The 18,718-nt window shown below is 52.2% G+C and carries 23 protein-coding genes and 1 tRNA gene; 20 read left to right on the top strand and 4 right to left on the bottom strand.

Annotated elements, in window-relative coordinates:
* The first annotated feature begins 398 nt into the window (after nucleotides 1-398).
* The 5 genes from noc to O9H32_RS32255 all read left to right on the top strand — a co-directional run bounded on the left by noc (nucleotide 399) and on the right by O9H32_RS32255 (nucleotide 4,854).
* The gene (gene noc / locus O9H32_RS32275) at nucleotides 399-1,220 is read left to right on the top strand and encodes a nucleoid occlusion protein (RefSeq protein WP_269870194.1); all 822 of its coding nucleotides are present in this window, start codon (nucleotides 399-401) and stop codon (nucleotides 1,218-1,220) included.
* Nucleotides 1,221-1,468: 248 nt separating this feature from the next.
* Nucleotides 1,469-2,227: a ParA family protein gene (locus O9H32_RS32270; protein ID WP_269870191.1), complete on the top strand. Its 759-nt coding sequence runs from the start codon at nucleotides 1,469-1,471 to the stop codon at nucleotides 2,225-2,227.
* The gene (locus O9H32_RS32265; RefSeq protein ID WP_269870190.1) at nucleotides 2,224-3,084 is read left to right on the top strand and encodes a ParB/RepB/Spo0J family partition protein; all 861 of its coding nucleotides are present in this window, start codon (nucleotides 2,224-2,226) and stop codon (nucleotides 3,082-3,084) included. The genes O9H32_RS32270 and O9H32_RS32265 overlap by 4 nt, the downstream gene beginning before the upstream one ends.
* A gap of 100 nt (nucleotides 3,085-3,184) precedes the next feature.
* A complete protein-coding gene (locus O9H32_RS32260; RefSeq protein ID WP_269870188.1) occupies nucleotides 3,185-4,345 on the top strand; it encodes an aminotransferase class V-fold PLP-dependent enzyme in 1,161 nt (386 codons plus the stop codon).
* A gap of 14 nt (nucleotides 4,346-4,359) precedes the next feature.
* Nucleotides 4,360-4,854 (top strand): DUF4446 family protein, encoded by a 495-nt coding sequence (locus tag O9H32_RS32255; RefSeq protein WP_269870187.1) that lies wholly within the window; start codon nucleotides 4,360-4,362, stop codon nucleotides 4,852-4,854.
* Here O9H32_RS32255 and yyaC read toward each other — a convergent pair.
* Nucleotides 4,829-5,443, bottom strand: a complete 615-nt coding sequence (gene yyaC, locus O9H32_RS32250; protein ID WP_269870186.1) for a spore protease YyaC — start codon at nucleotides 5,441-5,443, stop codon at nucleotides 4,829-4,831. The genes O9H32_RS32255 and yyaC overlap by 26 nt on opposite strands.
* Before the next feature lie 133 nt (nucleotides 5,444-5,576).
* On the opposite strand from yyaC, the gene O9H32_RS32245 reads away from it, so the two are divergent.
* The 4 genes from O9H32_RS32245 to O9H32_RS32230 all read left to right on the top strand — a co-directional run bounded on the left by O9H32_RS32245 (nucleotide 5,577) and on the right by O9H32_RS32230 (nucleotide 7,233).
* Nucleotides 5,577-5,819, top strand: a complete 243-nt coding sequence (locus O9H32_RS32245; RefSeq protein WP_269870193.1) for a DUF3343 domain-containing protein — start codon at nucleotides 5,577-5,579, stop codon at nucleotides 5,817-5,819.
* 14 nt (nucleotides 5,820-5,833) lie between these two features.
* The gene (locus O9H32_RS32240) at nucleotides 5,834-6,727 is read left to right on the top strand and encodes a mechanosensitive ion channel family protein (protein WP_269870185.1); all 894 of its coding nucleotides are present in this window, start codon (nucleotides 5,834-5,836) and stop codon (nucleotides 6,725-6,727) included.
* A gap of 31 nt (nucleotides 6,728-6,758) precedes the next feature.
* Entirely contained in the window at nucleotides 6,759-6,989 is a 231-nt protein-coding gene (locus tag O9H32_RS32235; RefSeq protein WP_269870184.1) for a DUF951 domain-containing protein, read from the top strand.
* Between the two features lie 153 nt (nucleotides 6,990-7,142).
* Nucleotides 7,143-7,233, top strand: a tRNA-Ser gene (locus tag O9H32_RS32230).
* A gap of 233 nt (nucleotides 7,234-7,466) precedes the next feature.
* Here the strand turns inward: O9H32_RS32230 and O9H32_RS32225 are convergent.
* The 3 genes from O9H32_RS32225 to O9H32_RS32215 form a co-directional block, all read right to left on the bottom strand.
* On the bottom strand, nucleotides 7,467-7,637 hold the full coding sequence (locus O9H32_RS32225) for a hypothetical protein (protein ID WP_269870183.1): 171 nt from the start codon (nucleotides 7,635-7,637) through the stop codon (nucleotides 7,467-7,469).
* Nucleotides 7,638-8,021: 384 nt separating this feature from the next.
* Entirely contained in the window at nucleotides 8,022-8,273 is a 252-nt protein-coding gene (locus O9H32_RS32220; RefSeq protein ID WP_269870182.1) for a hypothetical protein, read from the bottom strand.
* Between the two features lie 86 nt (nucleotides 8,274-8,359).
* The gene (locus O9H32_RS32215) at nucleotides 8,360-8,545 is read right to left on the bottom strand and encodes a YjzC family protein (protein ID WP_269870181.1); all 186 of its coding nucleotides are present in this window, start codon (nucleotides 8,543-8,545) and stop codon (nucleotides 8,360-8,362) included.
* Between the two features lie 247 nt (nucleotides 8,546-8,792).
* On the opposite strand from O9H32_RS32215, the gene rpsF reads away from it, so the two are divergent.
* From rpsF to O9H32_RS32160, 11 genes are all read left to right on the top strand, one after another.
* Nucleotides 8,793-9,077 (top strand): 30S ribosomal protein S6, encoded by a 285-nt coding sequence (gene rpsF / locus O9H32_RS32210; protein WP_269870180.1) that lies wholly within the window; start codon nucleotides 8,793-8,795, stop codon nucleotides 9,075-9,077.
* Between the two features lie 84 nt (nucleotides 9,078-9,161).
* The gene (gene ssb / locus O9H32_RS32205) at nucleotides 9,162-9,656 is read left to right on the top strand and encodes a single-stranded DNA-binding protein (RefSeq protein WP_269870179.1); all 495 of its coding nucleotides are present in this window, start codon (nucleotides 9,162-9,164) and stop codon (nucleotides 9,654-9,656) included.
* Nucleotides 9,657-9,700: 44 nt separating this feature from the next.
* Nucleotides 9,701-9,991 carry a 30S ribosomal protein S18 gene (rpsR, locus tag O9H32_RS32200; RefSeq protein ID WP_269870178.1) on the top strand — a complete coding sequence of 97 codons (291 nt, stop codon included), beginning with the start codon at nucleotides 9,701-9,703 and terminating at the stop codon, nucleotides 9,989-9,991.
* A gap of 277 nt (nucleotides 9,992-10,268) precedes the next feature.
* Nucleotides 10,269-10,694: a CBS domain-containing protein gene (locus tag O9H32_RS32195; RefSeq protein ID WP_269870177.1), complete on the top strand. Its 426-nt coding sequence runs from the start codon at nucleotides 10,269-10,271 to the stop codon at nucleotides 10,692-10,694.
* 48 nt (nucleotides 10,695-10,742) lie between these two features.
* Entirely contained in the window at nucleotides 10,743-11,045 is a 303-nt protein-coding gene (locus O9H32_RS32190) for a MazG-like family protein (RefSeq protein ID WP_269870176.1), read from the top strand.
* A gap of 5 nt (nucleotides 11,046-11,050) precedes the next feature.
* The gene (locus O9H32_RS32185) at nucleotides 11,051-11,986 is read left to right on the top strand and encodes a DUF2232 domain-containing protein (protein ID WP_269870175.1); all 936 of its coding nucleotides are present in this window, start codon (nucleotides 11,051-11,053) and stop codon (nucleotides 11,984-11,986) included.
* 29 nt (nucleotides 11,987-12,015) lie between these two features.
* On the top strand, nucleotides 12,016-13,980 hold the full coding sequence (locus tag O9H32_RS32180) for a DHH family phosphoesterase (RefSeq protein WP_269870174.1): 1,965 nt from the start codon (nucleotides 12,016-12,018) through the stop codon (nucleotides 13,978-13,980).
* Nucleotides 13,977-14,420 carry a 50S ribosomal protein L9 gene (gene rplI, locus O9H32_RS32175; RefSeq protein WP_269870173.1) on the top strand — a complete coding sequence of 148 codons (444 nt, stop codon included), beginning with the start codon at nucleotides 13,977-13,979 and terminating at the stop codon, nucleotides 14,418-14,420. Before O9H32_RS32180 ends, rplI begins: the two co-directional genes overlap by 4 nt.
* 247 nt (nucleotides 14,421-14,667) lie before the next feature.
* Complete coding sequence (gene dnaB / locus O9H32_RS32170) at nucleotides 14,668-16,035, top strand: replicative DNA helicase (RefSeq protein WP_269870172.1); 1,368 nt, start codon at nucleotides 14,668-14,670, stop codon at nucleotides 16,033-16,035.
* A 485-nt stretch (nucleotides 16,036-16,520) separates the two neighbouring features.
* A complete protein-coding gene (locus O9H32_RS32165; RefSeq protein WP_269870171.1) occupies nucleotides 16,521-17,804 on the top strand; it encodes an adenylosuccinate synthase in 1,284 nt (427 codons plus the stop codon).
* Between the two features lie 193 nt (nucleotides 17,805-17,997).
* Nucleotides 17,998-18,714: a hypothetical protein gene (locus O9H32_RS32160; protein WP_269870170.1), complete on the top strand. Its 717-nt coding sequence runs from the start codon at nucleotides 17,998-18,000 to the stop codon at nucleotides 18,712-18,714.
* Nucleotides 18,715-18,718 lie beyond the last annotated feature (4 nt).

Raw genomic sequence — 18,718 nt, 5'->3', positions numbered from 1 at the left:
CGGGCAAACCCGTTTTGAGCCATTAAAAAAGACATCTGCTCCCTAAAAAATGGAGGCAGATGTCTTTTTTGTAACTTCTATGAGACTCCCGATGAAAAAGCGTTAGTTCTTCAGTGGCCTCCTGTCTTAGCAGCGGATTTTTTTAATACATAAGTATCTATCTCTCGCCAAGGCTTGATCCTGTCATCTCATATATCTTATAAACACGCCTCGTTTTTAAGGGCTGGGGAAGCCGGTTATCTTGTTTCACGTGGAACACCTTGGCTGGATATCATGTCACCGAATTGTAGAAACCTACAACAAAGTTGTACATTGAAAAAGCAGGAATTTCGGATAGATTTGGAGAATTACTTAAGAGCAGGATACTTATCGGTGAAAAAGATCGGGTGGTTAGCGTAATGAAGGAGCACATCTCGAAGCTGTTCGGATTTGTTGAAAAGGCATCGTCTACAGACGAAGTAAAGCATGTTCCAGTCAATGACATCGTTCCTAGTCCTTATCAGCCTCGGACGATCTTTGACGATGATCGCATTGATGAACTATGCCAAACGATCAAAACTCATGGCTTCATTCAACCGATCGTAGTACGTATTCGGAATAATAAGTATGAGTTAATTGCGGGAGAGCGGCGTTGGAGAGCGGGTAAGAAATTAGGCTACGAAACGATTCCGGCCATCATTCGTGACTTTAATGATTCTCAGGCGGCATCGATCGCATTAATAGAGAATCTGCAGCGTGAAGGATTAACGGCTATTGAGGAAGCGATAGCATATCAACAGCTTATCGACATGCACAGCCTTACCCAAGAAAGTCTTGCTCAACGTCTTGGCAAGAGCCAATCCACCATCGCCAACAAGATTCGCCTGCTTCAGCTAAGCGAGCCTGTGAAACATGCCTTGATGGATCGTAAGATTACAGAACGTCACGCCAGAGCTCTGTTGTCTTTAGATCAAGAAGAAATTCAGTTGAAAGTGCTTGAAGACATTATCACCAAAGAACTGAATGTAAAGCAGACAGAAGCTCGAATCGCTTTCTTCAAAGAAGCGGTTAAGGTTAAAAATAAATCAAAGCGAGTATCCTATTCCAAAGATGTACGGTTGGCACTGAATACGATTCGGCAGTCTGTAGATATGGTGACGTCCTCAGGACTTCCTATTAATACAACGGAGCAGGATCATGAAGATCATTATGAGATTGTAATTCGGATACCAAAACGCTAAAATAGAAGTACCCGTTGCATGGATAGAAAATCAATAGGAATCATACGGGCTTGTATGAGACAAGTCGCCATTGATATCCGAGAACACAGGATGTGTTCTTCGTGGACTTAACGGTCATTAGAGAGCAGGACAACCTCTCTGATGATTTTCTTTTTTATGTCGCTTTCATGGGCGTGATACGCTTTCACAATACGGGTTTCGACATCAATGATGATTCTACCCAGTTTGTTTATTTGAGGTGAATGGACTTGTCTAAAATTATTGCCATTACGAATCAAAAGGGCGGAGTCGGGAAAACGACTACTTCCGTTAACTTGGGTGCGTCACTAGCATCCTTGGGCAAAAAGGTATTGTTGGTAGATATTGACCCCCAAGGTAATACTACTAGCGGTATTGGAGTCAATAAAGCGGATGTGGCATATTGTATATATGATGTCCTTATCAATGATATTCACCCTAAGGATGCCATGTGCGATACGGCGATCGAGAATCTGAAGATCATTCCTGCGACCATTCAATTGGCCGGTGCAGAAATTGAACTAGTGCCTACGATCTCCCGCGAAGTCCGCCTCAAAAAAGCGCTCCAGTTGGTAAAACCCATGTTCGATTATATTTTAATCGATTGTCCCCCCTCCCTTGGCATTCTTACCGTTAACTCTCTTACCGCTGCGGACTCGGTCATCATTCCTATTCAATGTGAGTACTATGCTTTAGAAGGATTGAGCCAGCTGCTCAATACCGTACGACTGGTCCAAAAGCATTTGAACACAACCCTGCAGATCGAAGGCGTTCTTCTGACGATGTTCGATGCCCGGACGAATCTGGGGATGCAGGTCATTGAAGAAGTTAAAAAGTATTTTCAACAAAAAGTGTATCAAACCATCATTCCACGCAATGTAAGATTAAGCGAGGCGCCAAGCCACGGTCAGTCCATCATCACTTATGATCCCCGGTCCAAAGGGGCGGAAGTTTATATGGAGCTTGCGAAGGAAGTGATTGCACTGTGAGTAAAAGACCTTTGGGTAAAGGATTGGATGCGCTCTTGCCTGCTTTAAATATTAACGAGGATGATAAAGTGGTGGAAATTCCTTTGTCCCAGCTCCGTGCCAACCCTTATCAGCCCCGCAGACATTTTAATGACGAGACGATACAGGAGCTGGCGGATTCCATCAAAGAACACGGGGTCATTCAGCCGATAATAGTCCGCAGTGTACTAAAGGGTTATGAGATTATCGCTGGTGAACGGCGGTATCGCGCCTCCCAAAAGTGCGGATTGGCGACGGTCCCTGCAGTAGTTAAAAAATTTACGGATCAGCAGGTTATGGAGATAGCTCTGATCGAGAATGTACAGCGGGAAGATCTCAATGCCATGGAGATTGCTATTGCTTATCAGGCCTTAATCGATCAGTTCTCACTAACCCAGGAAGAGCTGTCCGCGAAGGTGGGCAAGAGTCGTTCGCATATTGCTAACTTCTTGCGTCTGCTGCAACTTCCGGAAGAAGTTAAAGACTATGTTTCACGTGGAACACTATCCATGGGGCATGCAAAAGCGATAGCGGGATTAAAGGATAAGAAAGTCATGAAAGCCCTGGCGGATACCGCGATTAAAGAACACTGGAGCGTCCGTGAACTCGAAGAAGAAGTGAAAAAGCTCGAAGAGAAATCGGACTCAAAAAAAGCAAAGCTGAAGCAAAAACGGAAAGATCCTTACATCAATGAGCTTGAAGAATCGCTGCGCGAGGCTTATCGCACTACAGTAAAAATAAGACACGGTAACAGCAATAAAGGTAAAATCGAACTCTTATATTATTCAAAAGATGATTTGGATCGACTGCTGGAACTGCTTCAAGGCAAAACGTCCTAAACCTTTGACGGATAGCATTCCCAGGATCACGCCTGAAGGATCAGGCGGCCAGGGATGCTATCTTTTTGGATTGTATAAAAGCAGAGTGAGGTGAATTCGATTGGATACGATATATCTCGATCATGCGGCATCCTCCTGGCCCAAACCGCCCGGAGTAATAGGGGCGATACAGGATTGCATAGCAAACTACGCAGCCAATCCGGGACGCGGAAGCCACGCTATGGCGGTGAAAGCAAGCCGTACCTTATTCGAGGGACGCAAGCGGTTATCCAAACTGTTCGGAATCCGTAACCCGAATGATATTTCTTATGCGCTCAACACGACGATGGCTTTGAATCAGGCGATCCAAGGCTTCGTTCGTGAAGGTGAGCATGTCATTTGCACCTCCGTAGAGCATAACTCGGTACGCAGGCCGCTCGAGTATATGAAGCGTAAATATGGCGTCAGTATCAGTTACGTGGAGACGGATGCGCTCGGTTATTTGAGCATGGACAAGATAAGAGATGCGGTGACAAGTCAGACGCGACTCATTGTCTGCAATCACAGTTCAAACCTGCTCGGAAGCATTCTGCCTATAGCGGAGATCGGTCAGCTGTGTGAAGACAAAGGAATCACGCTGCTGGTTGATGCAGCTCAGACGGCCGGGGTCCTTCCTATTGATGTAGGCAGCATGGGTATACATATGATGGCATTCCCCGGACATAAAAGCTTACTGGGGCCACAGGGGACAGGAGGACTCTATATTCACCCGAAGCTGGATCTGGAGCCTTTGCTGCACGGCGGCACAGGCAGTCAGTCAGAGGCCATTGAGCAGCCGAGTGTGCGGCCGGACCGGTATGAAGCGGGAACACAGAATACGCCCGGTATTGCCGGATGGGTTGAAGGGTTGAAGTACATTGAAGAGCAGACCGTGGAGGCTATTTATGCTCATGAGTGGAAGCTCACCCAACGCATCATGGAAGGGTTAATGCCTATTCAGGGTATCGGAATTCTTGGTCCCCGTATGGGGGAGGAAAGAACGGGCATCGTCTCTTTTACTTTGGCGAATGCCGATTCATCGGAAATTGCATTTATATTGGACCAATCATTCCATATAGCGGTAAGGGCCGGGTTTCACTGCACACCGCTGGCCCATGAAGTGGCGGGGACAACCCAGGGAGGGGCCGTAAGAGCCAGCGTAGGCTGCTTCACAACTGAGGAAGAGGTAGATCGATTCATTGCTGCCGTCGGCGAAATTGCAAAGCATATCGGTTCACAATAGCAGGAGGATGGAACGTGGAAGAGCAGGTATTGGCTATACCGGCAGAAGTGATTCTGCTGTTTGCAGCAGCGGTGATGATTGTCCTTTTGGTTGCGCTAATCGCGTTATGGGTAAAATTGAATAAGCTCCGTAAACGGTACACACATATGATGGGCTCTATGGGCGATCTGGATATGGAACAAATCGTGATTCAGCTTCAGGAGCATTGGCATGGGCAGGCCGCACGTTCTCAAGTGATTGAGCAGGAACTGAAGTCGGTCCAACACCGGATGACTCAGATGAAGTCGAACGTAGGTGTCTATCGCTTCAATGCCTTTGCGGAGAATGGAAGTGACTTGAGTTTTGCCATCGCGATCTTGGACGACAGGCAGTCGGGTGTGGTATTGAGCGGTATTCACAATAGAGATCAGACGTACTTGTATGCCAAGCCGTTGGAGAACGGAGTTTCGAAATATGTACTGACGCCTGAAGAAAAAGAAGCGATTACTCGATCCTTGCTAAAGGGGTAGAGGACCAACGCTGTTTGCCTGTTAAGGCGCTGTAAAACGATTTGGCTATAATTTCGGCCATATTCATCACGAGGCTGAGCCGGGTATTCTGAAGAACGAAATACTCCATAAATCCGCCCACATTGACTATCCCCGTCACGTGCATATTGCCGACCGGAGGCAGTTCCTTGTTGACACCGGCACCCGGTTTCACAGGACCTTGACCGATTTGAATGCAGCCTACGCTGGTCAACTGCCCGAGGCAGGCATCAATAGCGATGATGAAGGGGTTATTAAAATGCTGGTGGATCGTGTTTAATGTCTCGTTCAAATTCATCGCGTGAACCGGATGGTCTAGCGTACCATACAGGTGCAGCCCGTCGACATTCAACCTGCGGAGCTGGGATCCAACCAGGGGGCCTAGAGCATCTCCGGTTGAACGGTCCGTTCCCACACAAACCACAACGATAGGTTGATGGGACGGCACATGCTGCAGCGAGGCAATGAGACGGTCGGAGAGCAGCTCGACGCAGTTATTCTCCGAGTGCATAATCTTGAGGGTATCGATATCTTTCTCTTTGCTCGAATCTCTATGAAATGGCAGTTTCATATGATGGCCTCCTGCGGGGTATAATGGGTGAACAGCTGCTTTGTAGTACTTGGAAATTAGGTGTTACTAGTATACGGTTGATAGGAAAGATTTATACGTAGATCACCCAAAATTCAGAGCCGAGGTGGACCAATTGCTGCTCATGGCTTTTGACTCGACCCAGCAGGCCCTACGGGCTGAGATGCTGCTCGAGTATGAGGATATCGAGAATGACATGTGCCCGACTCCCAAAGAGATCACCGCGGGATGTGCCTTGTCGCTAGAGTTCCCGGAAGAAGAGCTCCCTAGAGTGTTGACCATAATAGAAGAAGAGAAAGTAGAGATCAGGGGTATCTTTGGTAAGAGAGACGGAGCATATGTTACGATAGCGAAATAAGGTGGAGAGGACCAATGGAAGTACAATCTTGGAACGCAGCAAGCGGGGAAGTTCTGGATACGGCAGGCTGGAAAGAAGCCTGGTTCCAGTTTCAGCACAAGGCAGTGGATTATTTGTCTAACCCAGGGATGTGGGCTGCCATCGTATTCACGGTAGTGAAGATACTGATTCTGTTCGTTGTTGCCCGGCTGATCATCAAACTAGCGGATAAGATCATCGACAGTATGATGGCAGCCCGGGATAAGGGGCCGATCCACTTCAGCCGGCGAAGAACACAGACGATCGGGAAGCTGATCCGGAATATTGTTACATACGTTGTGAACTTTATTCTAATCCTGATGATTTTGAGCCAGTTCAACGTGAATCTAGGTCCCGTATTGGCGGGAGCTGGCGTATTGGGGCTTGCGATTGGATTTGGGGCACAAAGTCTGGTCAAAGATGTCATTACCGGGTTCTTCATCATCTTCGAAGATCAATTCGCAGTGGGCGACGTCATCCAAGTGGGAACCTATAAGGGAACGGTGGAAGAGATCGGCCTGCGGGTGACGCGCCTCAAAAGTTGGACGGGTGAGATCCATATTCTTCCTAACGGTACGATTAACCAGGTAACGAATTTCTCCGTGAATAACTCGCTGGCCGTCATTGATGTCAATGTGACTTACGAAACCGACATCGATGAAGCCATCAAAATACTAAAAGAAACCGCCGAGGCTTATTATGAGAACAGCGTAGATATCGTGAAAGCGCCGGCTGTGCTCGGTGTCCAGACCATGGGCACTTCGGAGATTACACTTCGCCTTACCGCCGAATGCAAGCCTAACGCCCAATTCGGCGTAGCACGTGATCTCTATTCACTGATCAAGAAAGCATTCGAGTCCAGCGGGATTCAAATTCCGTATCCCCGGTGACGTATCTTCGAAATGAAAAGGCGGAGTTGTAATGGAGAAAAAGCAATACGGACTCGGCGATATTGTACAGATGAAAAAACCGCATCCCTGCGGAACCAATGAGATGGAAATCATCCGGATGGGAATGGATATCCGGATCAAATGCGTAGGGTGCAAGCATAGCGTACTCGTCCCCAGACCAAAATTCGAAAGCAAGCTAAAGAAGGTGCTCCGGGCAGCCTCGCCTCAGGAGGGAAATACGGCAATACCGAATGAAGAATAAGTTATCCTCACGTGGAATGAAGAGAGCGCAGCCCGGACATACTAATCACCTAACGTGCCGCAGACCAATAACAAAAAAAGTTTGGTAAGGGGCTTGCAATAGAGTTAGGTTGTATGGTATTATACTACTTGTCCCTTTGGATATTTGAAATGCGGAAAGGTACCCAAGAGGCCCAAGGGGGCTGACTCGAAATCAGCTAGGCGGCGCAAGCCGTGCGTGGGTTCGAATCCCACTCTTTCCGCCACCATTCGTATATGAACGCTGAAAAGCGCTTATCGTTAGACCCTCTACTTTGTAGGGGGTCTTTTTCGTTGTGTCCTGTAGGAATTATGAGTCAAGCAAAAAGCCCGAACCGTAAGGGTCCGGGCCGGATATGGAAGAGGTCAACTCCCGTCTAGAAGGACATGGGGGCCCATCAGGAATAGGTCACTCCACTGACTAAAATGGTGATTCTGGTGTAGTTTGTAATGATCTAACTTATCTAAGGAAGTACCACCAGTAGGCCATTTCGAGCGTTTCGCCCATGCCGTTTGGGACATACCCGTAATACATGGCGTCTGCTTCGCCCGGATGCACTCCGGCTACGCCCAGGGTTACGACGGCCATCATGGCTGCCAGGGTTGCGATACGAACTCGAACATTTTTCATTGTGAATTCCACCTCTTGATTGGGATGAACTGCCGTGTGCTGATATATGTATTGTAGCGGTCGGGGCCGTAATATGACCAGTGACTGCCGTCATCGGCATGGTCATCATTCAGAGATCGCTAAAAGGGGAAGTCCCATGAGAGGACTCCGAATTGGATCGAAGGATGGGGATAAAAGAGAGCAAGGACGATGCCATGGGCTTGTGGATAAGCGAAGGACAGATTAAGACGAGTGGTGAAGAGGAAATCGGTAGGTTTATCAACATGTGGATGAAGAAATAAACAGACAATTCACATTATTCACAGGCAGGGGTGTGGATAAGTGGATGCCTTCACCTATGCACAAATGAACAAACCCTCCTGGGGTTGAAGGAGGGTTGACTGGTTAGCGGCTGCGGGTCCGGCGGTATACGGCAAAGCGGTCGATAGCATAACCGATAATCGCCCACGAAGCAACAGTAAGCAGGTAGAGGAGCAGCGGGTTGACGTCGGTGTATTTGAAGAGGGGATAAAACCATGCCGGCACACTGAGCGCATAGAATAATAGATAGATGGCATCATTCATATGCCAGATATAGTGGACAATACTAAGGCCGGCACCGATCAGGGTTAGGAGAAGGGTATATTTGTAGCGCATGGAGCTGCCTCCTTTCGTGATCCGCAGAGGTTGGTATAAGAGAACCGTCCGGGGCCGAGAGCTGGCCCCGTAACGGAAGAGGACGGTTAGCCCCGGAATACCTTTTTCCATTTGCGGTTGTGGTTACTTGTATCGGGGAACTTGTCGCCCTTCTTCAAGGTAATCATCTTTGGATTGTTGATCCCCATATGAAAGGCATCTTCGCCGATCTCCATATATTCGCCGTCGTTCGGCGCACTGTCGCCGGGACGAAACTGGCTCCATTCTCCCATGAAAACTCACCTCCTGCGCGGTTGAAGTAATGTTAGATTTTCCATGAGAGGAGGGAAGCATGAGGCCTAAAAATTACCAGGGGATGAAAGCGGACCCGCCCGACTCTAGCTAAGGGAAAGCTTGCTTTGAGTTTCTATATTTGGTATACTATTTTGGTGCGAGTTTGAGTACAATATTCATTCTTGCTCCTTGCTCCTGTCGGCAATGCCGAGATCAGGGGCCGCTAGTCCAAAAGGAGGTGGCAACATGCGCAAATACGAAGTGATGTACATTATTCGTCCGGATCTGGAACAGGAAGCTGTTCAAGCTACGGTGGAGAAGTTCCAAAACATCATCAACAACGGTGGCGAGGTTACGAAACATGACCTTCAAGGCAAGCGCCGTCTTGCGTATGAGATCAACAAGATTCGTGAAGGTCATTATGTGTTGGTTCATTTCAACGCAAACAATGACGTAATCACGGAACTTGACCGTGTAATGAAGATTTCTGACGAAATCCTTCGCTACATGATCGTTCGCGACGTAGCCTAAGGCTTTTGAGCCGTAATTGAGCACGCTTGTCGGTTCATACTCCCCCGGGGTAGAGGGCGACAGCGGATCCGGGAGGGAATACGGATGTTGAATCGTGTGATTCTGATCGGAAGACTGACACGTGATCCTGAACTTCGCTACACGCCTGCAGGCGTAGCTGTAACTCAGTTCACTCTGGCGGTAGACAGGCCGTTCTCGAGCAACCAAGGACAGCGCGAAGCGGATTTTATTCCGGTCGTGACTTGGCGCCAGCTCGCGGAAACTTGTGCGAATTACCTTCGCAAGGGCCGGCTCGCTGCAGTGGAAGGCCGCATTCAAGTGCGTAATTATGATAACAATGAAGGCCGCCGCGTATACGTGACGGAAGTCATTGCTGACAATGTGCGCTTCTTGGAATCGCCGAACAGCGGGAACCGTGAAGACGGCTCCAGTATGGGAGGCGGCAATAATGGCGGCGGTGGAAGCAGCAGTGGAGGCGGTAACCGTGGCAGCTATGGCGGAGGACGCGAGCAGCAGCAGGATCCTTTCCAGGATGACGGCAGACCGATTGATATTTCCGATGATGATTTGCCGTTCTAACTTAGAAGGGCAGGAACAAATCCACGTAGAAAGGATGGAGAACAATGGCATTCGAGAAAAGAGAACGTTCCGAAGACCGCGGTGAGCGCGGCGAAAGAAAGTTCAGCGGTCGTGGCAAAAAAGGCGGCAAGCGCCGTAAAGTTTGTTACTTCACCGTGAACAAAATCAAGCACATCGACTACAAAGACATCGAAACGCTCAAGAAGTTCATTTCTGAGCGCGGTAAGATTCTTCCACGTCGTGTGACTGGAACCTCCGCTAAATATCAGCGTGCCTTGACGATCGCTATCAAGCGTTCCCGTCAAGTTTGCCTGCTGCCTTATACAACGGAATAGGCTAGACGAAGAGGAACAGCACTCTGCATTGGCAGGGTTGCTGTTCCTTTTTAATATATAAGAATGTATATCTCGCCAGGGCTCGATCCCGTAATCTTATATATCTCATAAACGCGCATCGTCCTGAAAGGGACGGCGAAGCCGTTTATCTTGTGGAAATGGGCAGGGCGCATCCGTCGGACGCGTCTTATTTTTCATTGGGGTGCGTATCATGATATGATGAGAAGGCAAGCCGCCTGCGGGACTTCCGCAGGCGTAGAGAAAGGTAGGGAGAACTGTGAATATTGCTTTTTTCCTGGTGCCGAAGGATCAGGTCATCTGTCTGTCCCCCCATTCGACCATTCGCCAGGCGCTCGAGCGGATGGAATATCATCGGTATTCGGCCGTACCGTTGATCGACGAACACGGCAAGTATGTGGGGACGATCACGGAAGGAGATCTGCTGTGGAAGCTGAAGCGCTCTCCGGAGATCGGATTTGAAGGCGCACACAAAGTGCAGCTGAAGGATGTGCCTCAGCACATGGCCATCAAGCCTGTCCGGATCGACCAGCAGATGCAGGATCTCATCACCCTGGCGACCAACCAGAACTATGTACCCGTCATAGATGATAACGGAGTGTTTATCGGTATTATCCGCAGAAGAGAAATCATCGATTACTGTTTCAAGCTCTGGCAGTCCGAACAAAAGGTAAGCGAAGTATGATATAATAGCTAAAAGTGTCCGGGTAGAGGGGAGTGCGGCGGGCCTCGTATGGATAGAGATGTCGACTTGGCCAAACGGGCCAAAATCATCGAATGGCTGAAAACCGAATTGGTCGATCAGCTCTCCCATCTGCTCAAAGGCATGTGGGAAGGCAGCCAATACAAAATCGTTGACGGGCTCGCCAGCATGGTAGCCTCCTGCTATATCCTCGGACGGCGGCTCGGTATTTCTCCGCGCAAGTTGGACGAGGCGGTCCTGGACAAGATGAAACAGCACCGTGAAGAAGGACATCAGCTCGAAGAATGGTACGGAGACATCTCCGCTTTGGAAGATCATTTGCGTAAGAGGTGAACGGTTTGGAAGGAAAACGCATCCCTCGCATGCTCGGTTGGAGCATTGCCTATATCCTGATTCTACTCTCCACCATGCTGCCTCTCGTCAATTTAATCACGATAGCCTTGGTGATGGTTCCTGTGCTGGCCATGTACGTGAGGCTTGGAACAAAACCGTTCGTGGCACATTATGCGATCTCGCTGGCCATCGTATATCTGGTCATCTCGTTATGGCTGGCCCCTTGGCTTGGCGTGTTCTTAGTAGCGCTGTCGGTCTTTTTCCTGCCGCCTGTTATTCAGATGGGCAACTTGTATAAAAAACGGGCATCAGCCCGGACGGTCATGACAGCTGGCGTGGTAACCCTGCTCGCCGAGCTTCTCCTGAGCTTCGTCGTCATTCATCTGATGGGTCTGGACCCGGTAGGCAAGATGAAGCAGTTCATGATCGAGAGCGTGCAGACGCTGCCCCCTCAGCTTCAGGGACTCATGGGTATCGACGTGGACGAACTCGTGCAGATCATGGTCCAGCTGCTTCCGCTTTATCTGATTGGATTCTCCTTGTTCTATGTTGTAGTGACCCATTGGCTGGCACGCAAAGCGCTCGTCCGTATGGGAGAGTCCCTTCCGGCGTTCCGAGCGGTGAAGGATTGGATGCTTCCCCGTTCGTTCATCTGGATGTATATGATCGGACTGCTGCTGGAGATGTTCGTCCGGGATTCGCGGTCGGTGGTGTTCTCCGTGATTCTCAACCTGCTGCCGCTGCTTATGATGGCATTCTCGGTGCAGGCGATATCGTTCTTTTTCTATGTCGCGCATATCAAGGGATGGAACAAAACTTTGCCTATCGCAGGGATCATCATCCTGCTGCTGTTCCCGGTGCCCGCCTATTTTCTGTTCAGCTTGCTGGGTGTGTTCGACGTAGCGTTCCCGCTCCGGGACCGGTTGACGGCCCGGAAGTGACATAACCCAAGGGAGTAGGAGCGAATGAAATGCCCAAGTTCCTGTTAAAGCGTTGGCAGGGGATGCATATCGTATGGATATTCGCCCTGCTGACTGCGCTCATCTTCTTAATGTTCCTGTATCAATGGGAAGTGGGCGTGATCGCACTGCTGCTGTCCGGTCTGCTCGTCTATTTTACCTTCAAGGCGGAGCGGGCGTTCCGCGGCGAACTGCAGGATTATATATCGACGCTGTCCCACCGCGTGAAGCGGGCCGGAAGCGAGGTGATCCACGAGCTGCCGCTCGGGATACTGCTCTATAATGAAGAGAAGATCATCGAATGGCATAATCCGTTCGTGGCGAAGATGCTCGGCGAAGATACGCTCATCGGCGAGGGACTCCTCGAGAAGTTCCCCCAGCTCAAGAGCCGCAAGGAAAAGGACATCCGGATGGAGATCACGGCCGGCAAAGGCCAAATCTATGAAGTGCAGCTCAAGCCGGATGAGCGTCTGATTTACTTCACGGACATTACGGCGGCGAAGTCGCTGCAGCTGCGATATGAAGAGGAGCGCCTCGCGATCGGCATCGTCATGATGGATAATCTGGATGAAGCGACCCAGGGACTCGACGATCAGACGCGCAGCATCATGATGGCGAAGGTGACCGGCGAGATCACGGAGTGGGCGCAGAAGCATCACGTCTATCTGCGCCGGACCTCGTCAGACCGGTATATGCTGCTCATGGACCAGAAGGGCCTGAAGGCGCTGGAGCAGTCCCGCTTCGAGCTGCTCGATGAGGTGCGCGACATCACCATCGAGAACAAGCTGCCCATGACGCTGAGTATCGGGATCGCCTCGGGGGCAGAGAACCTCGTGGAGCTCGGCCACTGGGCCCAGACGAGCTTGGATATGGCGCTGGGCCGCGGCGGCGACCAAGCCGCCGTCAAGGTCGGAGAACGGCTGTCCTTCTACGGCGGCCGGACCAATGCGATCGAGAAGCGGACCCGCGTGAGAGCCCGAGTCATCTCGCACGCACTCCGCGATCTCATCAAAGATTGCGACAAGGTGATCATCATGGGCCACCGCAATCCGGACATGGATTCGATCGGCGCAGCCATCGGCGTCTTGAAGATGGCGCATGTAAGCTCGAAGGAAGGCTATATCGTTCTTGAGGGTGTGAACCCCTCCATCCAGAAACTGATGGAGACGATCTATGAGGATGAGAAGCTCAACCGGTGGTTCATCACGCCAGAGCAAGCGATGCAGATCACGAACGCCCGCACGCTGGCTGTCGTAGTGGATACGCACCGGGCCTCCATGACGCCGGAGCCGCGGCTGCTGCAGCTCACGCCGCGCAAGGTGGTCGTGGACCATCACCGGCGCAGCGAGGACTTCATTCAGGACGCCACGCTCGTCTATATGGAGCCTTACGCTTCGTCGACCTGTGAGCTCGTGACGGAGCTCCTGCAGTACTTTCACGAGCGGCTCACGATGGGGGTTCTGGAATCGACGGTCCTGCTCGCAGGCATTGTCGTCGATACGAAGAGCTTCTCGCTGCGGACTGGGGCGCGCACTTTCGAGGCCGCTTCCTTCCTGCGCCGCAACGGGGCCGATTCGTCCCTGATCCAGCGGCTGCTGAAGGAAGACCTCGAGCAGTATATCCAGAAAGCCGAGATCATCAAGAACGCGGTCGTGATCTACGACCACGTCGCCCTGGCGGTGAATGAGCCGGGCCGCAAGTATTCCCAGCTGCTCATTGCACAGGTAGCCGATACTCTGCTCACGATGACCGGTGTCCTGGCCTCCTTCGTCATCTCGGAGCGGCCGGACGGCAAGATCGGCATCAGCGCCCGTTCGCTGGGCCAGATGAACGTGCAGGTCGTGATGGAGCGGATGGGCGGAGGAGGTCACCTGACGAATGCGGCAACCCAGATCGAAGGCACCTTGTCGCAGGCGACCCAGCAGCTCAAACAAATTTTAAGCCAAATTCATGCGGAAGAGGGGTTATTCGAATGAAAGTCATCCTGCTTAAAGATGTAAAAGGTCAAGGGAAAAAAGGTGAAGTGAAAGAAGTCTCCGAAGGGTATGCAGCGAACTTCCTGTTCAAACAGAACTTGGCCGCTCCGGCCAGCGATTCGACGCTGAAGGTCCTGGATAACCAGAAGAAAGCGGAGGACCGCAAGAAGGCGGAAGAGAAGGCGGCGGCCGAAGAGCTCGGCCGCAAGATCGGCGAGATGACTGTAGGCGTGAAGGCCAAGTCCGGCGCAGACGGACGTCTCTTCGGGGCCGTATCCAACAAGCAGGTGGCCGAAGCCTTGGAGAAATTGGGCGTGAAGCTCGACAAGCGCAAGATCGTGATGGATGATGCGATCCGCACACTCGGCGTGACGGAAGTTGTGGTCAAGCTGCATCCGGAAGTGACTGGCAAACTGAAGGTTCATGTAACGGAAGAGTAATTACTTTTTGTCTCAGTACAACGGATCCTGGTAATATCTGCTGCACTCATTCACTATTGGAATTCGCAGGGGAAGACGATATATAAGAGTAAGCAATGATACGATGGCGGCGGAAGAGCGGGCAGAGAAACAGGTGCCGGCTCTTCGTCGTCCTGCGCCTCTGAGAGTACCGGCTATGGCACCGGAGGAGGCGTCCGGTAATCCCGGGTAACCCAAGCATCAGGTGTACATCAGGGGAGGAAGACGGATGAACGGGAACGAGAAAATGTTTATGGATCGCATCCCTCCGCAGAATGTGGAAGCGGAGCAGGCCGTCCTCGGGGCCATCATGCTCGACGGTGATGCACTTGCGACTGCGATGGGACGGGTGAAGAGCGAAGACTTCTACCGCGGCTCCCACCAGCTTATCTTTGAGGCGATGATCGAGACGGCGGAAGCGAACGAACCGGTCGACCTCATCACGCTGACCGCTCGTCTGCAGAACAAGAAGCAGCTCGAAGATGCCGGCGGCATCTCGTATCTGTCCGAGTTGGCCAATTCGGTGCCAACGGCAGCGAACGTCGATTATTACGCACAGATCGTCGAAGAAAAAGCGATGCTGCGGCGTCTGATCCGGACGGCCACGCAGATCGTAACGGATGGCTATTCCGGTGAAGATACGATCGGCAGCCTGCTCAGCGACGCAGAAGCCCGGATCATGGAGATCTCGCAGTCCCGTTCCGGCTCGGGCTTCATCGCCATCCGGGATGTGCTCATGGAAGTGTTTGACAAGGTCGAGATGCTCTACAACCAGAAGGGCAGCACGACGGGGGTGCGCTCCGGATTTGCGGATCTCGACAAGATGACCTCCGGCTTCCAGCGCTCCGACCTCATCATCGTAGCGGCACGTCCTTCCGTAGGTAAGACGGCCTTCGCACTGAATATCGCGCAGAATATCGGTGTACGGGAGAAAGAGACCGTCGCGATCTTCTCGCTCGAGATGGGCGCCGCGCAGCTCGTGAACCGGATGATCTGCGCCGAAGCGAATGTCGATGCCGGGCGCTTGCGGACCGGGTTCCTCGAGAACGACGACTGGGAGAAGCTGACGATGGCCATCGGGTCCCTATCCGAGGCGAACATCTACATCGATGACTCGCCGGCCGTCACGGTTGCCGATATCCGGGCGAAGTGCCGGCGGCTCAAGAAGGAGAAGGGGCTCGGGATGATTCTGATTGACTACCTTCAGCTCATCCACGGCCGCGGGAAGGGCGACAATCGGCAGCAGGAGGTCTCCGAGATCTCCCGTACGCTGAAGCAGATTGCCAGAGAGCTCAATGTACCGGTTATCGCCCTGTCGCAGCTTAGCCGGGGCGTGGAACAGCGGCAGGACAAGCGTCCGATGATGTCCGACCTTCGGGAATCCGGTTCGATCGAGCAGGATGCCGATATTGTCGCGTTCTTATACCGTGACGATTACTACGATAAGGAATCGGAGAAGAAGGACATCATCGAGATTATCATCGCCAAACAGCGTAACGGACCGGTCGGCACGGTAGAGCTCGCGTTCCTCAAGAACTATAACAAGTTCGTCGGGCTCGACCGTACGCATCAGGAGCCGGCCGCTATGGCCAGATAGCCAGCTTCAAGCAAGGTTAACGGCCTAAAGCATGTTGCACGGGGAACAGAGGAACATGGGTTCAAGAAGCGGCTGGGGCGATGCCTTGGCTGCTTTTTTTGGTATGGCGCCGGGAACAAGGAGGAAATTGTCCGGATACACCAAAGATCGTGGCGCGTGTCGGCAGGGAGGGAGAGACTGGCCCCAGAAAGTCCTTTCAACGCCTAAGCCGGCGAAATTCGGATCCCCCGCTGATTTGCTATTATGCGGACTGCAAACGGATTATGCGCTGCCATGTCAGGTTCGGTTCCCTAATCCTAAATGTTTCCCGAACGTTGTGTATCACATGGTACAAATCGTTCGTTTTCGTTGACTTTACTGCGGTGTACTGCTAAACTGATCATGGTGCTTTGGCAGCAGCTGGGCTTCTTGAGTTTCAGTGGGCTGTCCGGGATGCCTAAAGGCAAAACTCAGGTGGTTTCCACCTCTCGGGGGGAAAGGTTAACATGTCAACGGTAGTAGTTGTCGGTACCCAATGGGGAGACGAAGGAAAAGGAAAGATTACCGACTTTCTGGCAGAATCTGCAGAGGTTGTAGCGCGTTACCAGGGCGGGAACAATGCGGGACATACGATTATTATTGACGATAAAAAGTATAAATTGACGATGATTCCATCGGGCATTTTTTATGAAGATAAAGTTTGTGTTATCGGTAACGGGATGGTAATCAATCCGGGCGCACTGCTCGAAGAGATTCAGTACATCCATGACAATGGCTTCACGACGAACAACCTGCGCATCAGCGACCGGGCGCATGTCATCATGCCATACCACCTCGTGCTGGACGGTCTTGAGGAAGAACGCAAAGGCGACAATAAGATCGGGACGACCCGCAAGGGAATCGGCCCGTGCTATATGGATAAGGCTGCACGCAACGGCATCCGGATCGCAGATCTGCTCGATGCGGAAGAGTTCGAGCGCAAAGTGCGTCACCTCGTAGCAGAGAAGAACGTGCTGATCCGCCAAGTCTATGGTTCCGAAGGCCTTGATGCGGATGCGATCATCAAAGAATACCTCGGGTATGCCGAGCGGATCCGTCCTTACGTAACGGATACATCCGTGGTGCTCAACGACCTCATTGACGGCGGCAAGAAAGTGCTGTTCGAAGGCGCTCAAGGCGTCATGCTGGATATCGACCAAGGGACGTATCCTTACGTGACTTCGTCTAACCCATCCGCTGGGGGGGTATGCATCGGTTCGGGCGTAGGCCCGACGAAGATTCAGCAGATCATCGGGGTAGCGAAGTCCTATACGACACGCGTCGGCGACGGTCCGTTCCCGACAGAGCAGACGAACGAGACAGGCGACTGGATCCGTGAGAAGGGCCACGAGTACGGCACCGTCACAGGACGTCCGCGCCGTGTCGGCTGGTTCGACAGCGTCGTGGTACGTCATGCCCGCCGTGTCAGCGGGATCACGGGCTTGTCCCTGAACTCCCTCGACGTGCTCGCCGGCCTCGAGACGGTGAAGATCTGCACGGCTTACAAGTACCGTGGGGAGACCATCGAGCACTACCCGGCATCCCTGAAGATGCTGGCAGAGTGCGAAGCGGTATATGAGGAGCTTCCGGGCTGGTCCGAGGATCTCTCGAATGTCCGCAGATTGGAAGACCTGCCTGAGAATGCGAGAAGGTACCTGGAGCGTGTATCCGAGCTCACAGGGATTCCGATCGCGATCTTCTCCGTCGGCCGCAACCGCGAGCAGACGAACCTCGTAGCGCCGATCTACTAATAAGCTGCAATAAAAGCTGGAATTGCTGCACGACATATAACGATGGGCCCCACCAGCCCATGCCACACCCCGGCGTCCTCACGGACGGCCGGGGTTTTTGGCAGGTTCCCCGAACCGCCTTGGTTGATTTCCCAGAAACAGGTCAATACTGATAGGGAAGAGGCCATGAGGCGGGAAGGAGTGAACTTATTACATGAAATGGATGAAAGGCTTGCTCAAGCTGGGCATCACGGCGGCAGTCACTTCGGTCTGCTGCGTAGCGCTGACCTTCCTGGCGGTGAACACCTATGTGGAGATGCTGCTCGACCAATATCACATTCAGCGCCCCGCCGGGCAGAAGATCGACTGGAACGGCTTTGCCGGCCGCTTCAGCGCCCAACTGGGCCTTGGCACCGGCGGAGCGGCGGGGGAGACGACGCTGCCTGCGAAGGAGAGGGACTTGGCTGTGGCGGCGCAGCCTCAGCCGAACACTCCCTCATCCGGCAGCTCCGGAACGACCAGCGGCACCGGGGGTGCAGCCGGCAGCGGAGCAGGTACGCCGGGCACCGAAGGCAGCACTGCACCCGATCCGTACCGCAAGCCGGATGATGCGGTCGCCGTCTGGAGCCGGCAGTCGTCCTCGCAACTGCAGGGAAGCGAGGCCGCCCAGCAGGAGACGGATAAGAAGGTCGTCATGTCCGGCGAAGAGTTCAACAAGCTGAAGGACGGGCTCTCCGAGAGCGATAAGTCCAAGGTGTTCGGAATGCTGTATAACCGGGTGCCGCCCGAAGAGATGCAGAAGATCTCGCTGCTGCTTGAAGACGGGATTACCGCAGCCGAGTTGAAGGAACTGGAGCAGGTGCTGCAGAAGCATCTCAAGCCGGAGGAGTATACACAGCTGCTTGGCATGATCGACAAGAAAACGCCCTGAGGCT

The organism is Paenibacillus caseinilyticus, assembly GCF_027533645.1.
In the GTDB taxonomy this organism is placed as follows: domain Bacteria; phylum Bacillota; class Bacilli; order Paenibacillales; family NBRC-103111; genus Paenibacillus_G; species Paenibacillus_G caseinilyticus.
Note: the sequence above shows the minus strand (reverse complement) of the source record. Positions and strands in the feature narration are given on the sequence as shown.

What these genes read in the sequence shown, in the direction of transcription:
- O9H32_RS32165 (WP_269870171.1), top strand. Translation starts at nt 16,521, where the DNA reads ATGTCAACGGTAGTAGTTGTCGGTACCCAATGGGGAGACGAAGGAAAA.
- yyaC (WP_269870186.1), bottom strand. Translation starts at nt 5,443, where the DNA reads ATGAAACTGCCATTTCATAGAGATTCGAGCAAAGAGAAAGATATCGAT.
- O9H32_RS32240 (WP_269870185.1), top strand. Translation starts at nt 5,834, where the DNA reads ATGGAAGTACAATCTTGGAACGCAGCAAGCGGGGAAGTTCTGGATACG.
- rplI (WP_269870173.1), top strand. Translation starts at nt 13,977, where the DNA reads ATGAAAGTCATCCTGCTTAAAGATGTAAAAGGTCAAGGGAAAAAAGGT.
- O9H32_RS32235 (WP_269870184.1), top strand. Translation starts at nt 6,759, where the DNA reads ATGGAGAAAAAGCAATACGGACTCGGCGATATTGTACAGATGAAAAAA.
- O9H32_RS32220 (WP_269870182.1), bottom strand. Translation starts at nt 8,273, where the DNA reads ATGCGCTACAAATATACCCTTCTCCTAACCCTGATCGGTGCCGGCCTT.
- rpsF (WP_269870180.1), top strand. Translation starts at nt 8,793, where the DNA reads ATGCGCAAATACGAAGTGATGTACATTATTCGTCCGGATCTGGAACAG.
- O9H32_RS32160 (WP_269870170.1), top strand. Translation starts at nt 17,998, where the DNA reads ATGAAATGGATGAAAGGCTTGCTCAAGCTGGGCATCACGGCGGCAGTC.
- O9H32_RS32215 (WP_269870181.1), bottom strand. Translation starts at nt 8,545, where the DNA reads ATGGGAGAATGGAGCCAGTTTCGTCCCGGCGACAGTGCGCCGAACGAC.
- O9H32_RS32225 (WP_269870183.1), bottom strand. Translation starts at nt 7,637, where the DNA reads ATGAAAAATGTTCGAGTTCGTATCGCAACCCTGGCAGCCATGATGGCC.
- rpsR (WP_269870178.1), top strand. Translation starts at nt 9,701, where the DNA reads ATGGCATTCGAGAAAAGAGAACGTTCCGAAGACCGCGGTGAGCGCGGC.
- dnaB (WP_269870172.1), top strand. Translation starts at nt 14,668, where the DNA reads ATGAACGGGAACGAGAAAATGTTTATGGATCGCATCCCTCCGCAGAAT.
- O9H32_RS32190 (WP_269870176.1), top strand. Translation starts at nt 10,743, where the DNA reads ATGGATAGAGATGTCGACTTGGCCAAACGGGCCAAAATCATCGAATGG.
- ssb (WP_269870179.1), top strand. Translation starts at nt 9,162, where the DNA reads ATGTTGAATCGTGTGATTCTGATCGGAAGACTGACACGTGATCCTGAA.
- noc (WP_269870194.1), top strand. Translation starts at nt 399, where the DNA reads ATGAAGGAGCACATCTCGAAGCTGTTCGGATTTGTTGAAAAGGCATCG.
- O9H32_RS32180 (WP_269870174.1), top strand. Translation starts at nt 12,016, where the DNA reads ATGCCCAAGTTCCTGTTAAAGCGTTGGCAGGGGATGCATATCGTATGG.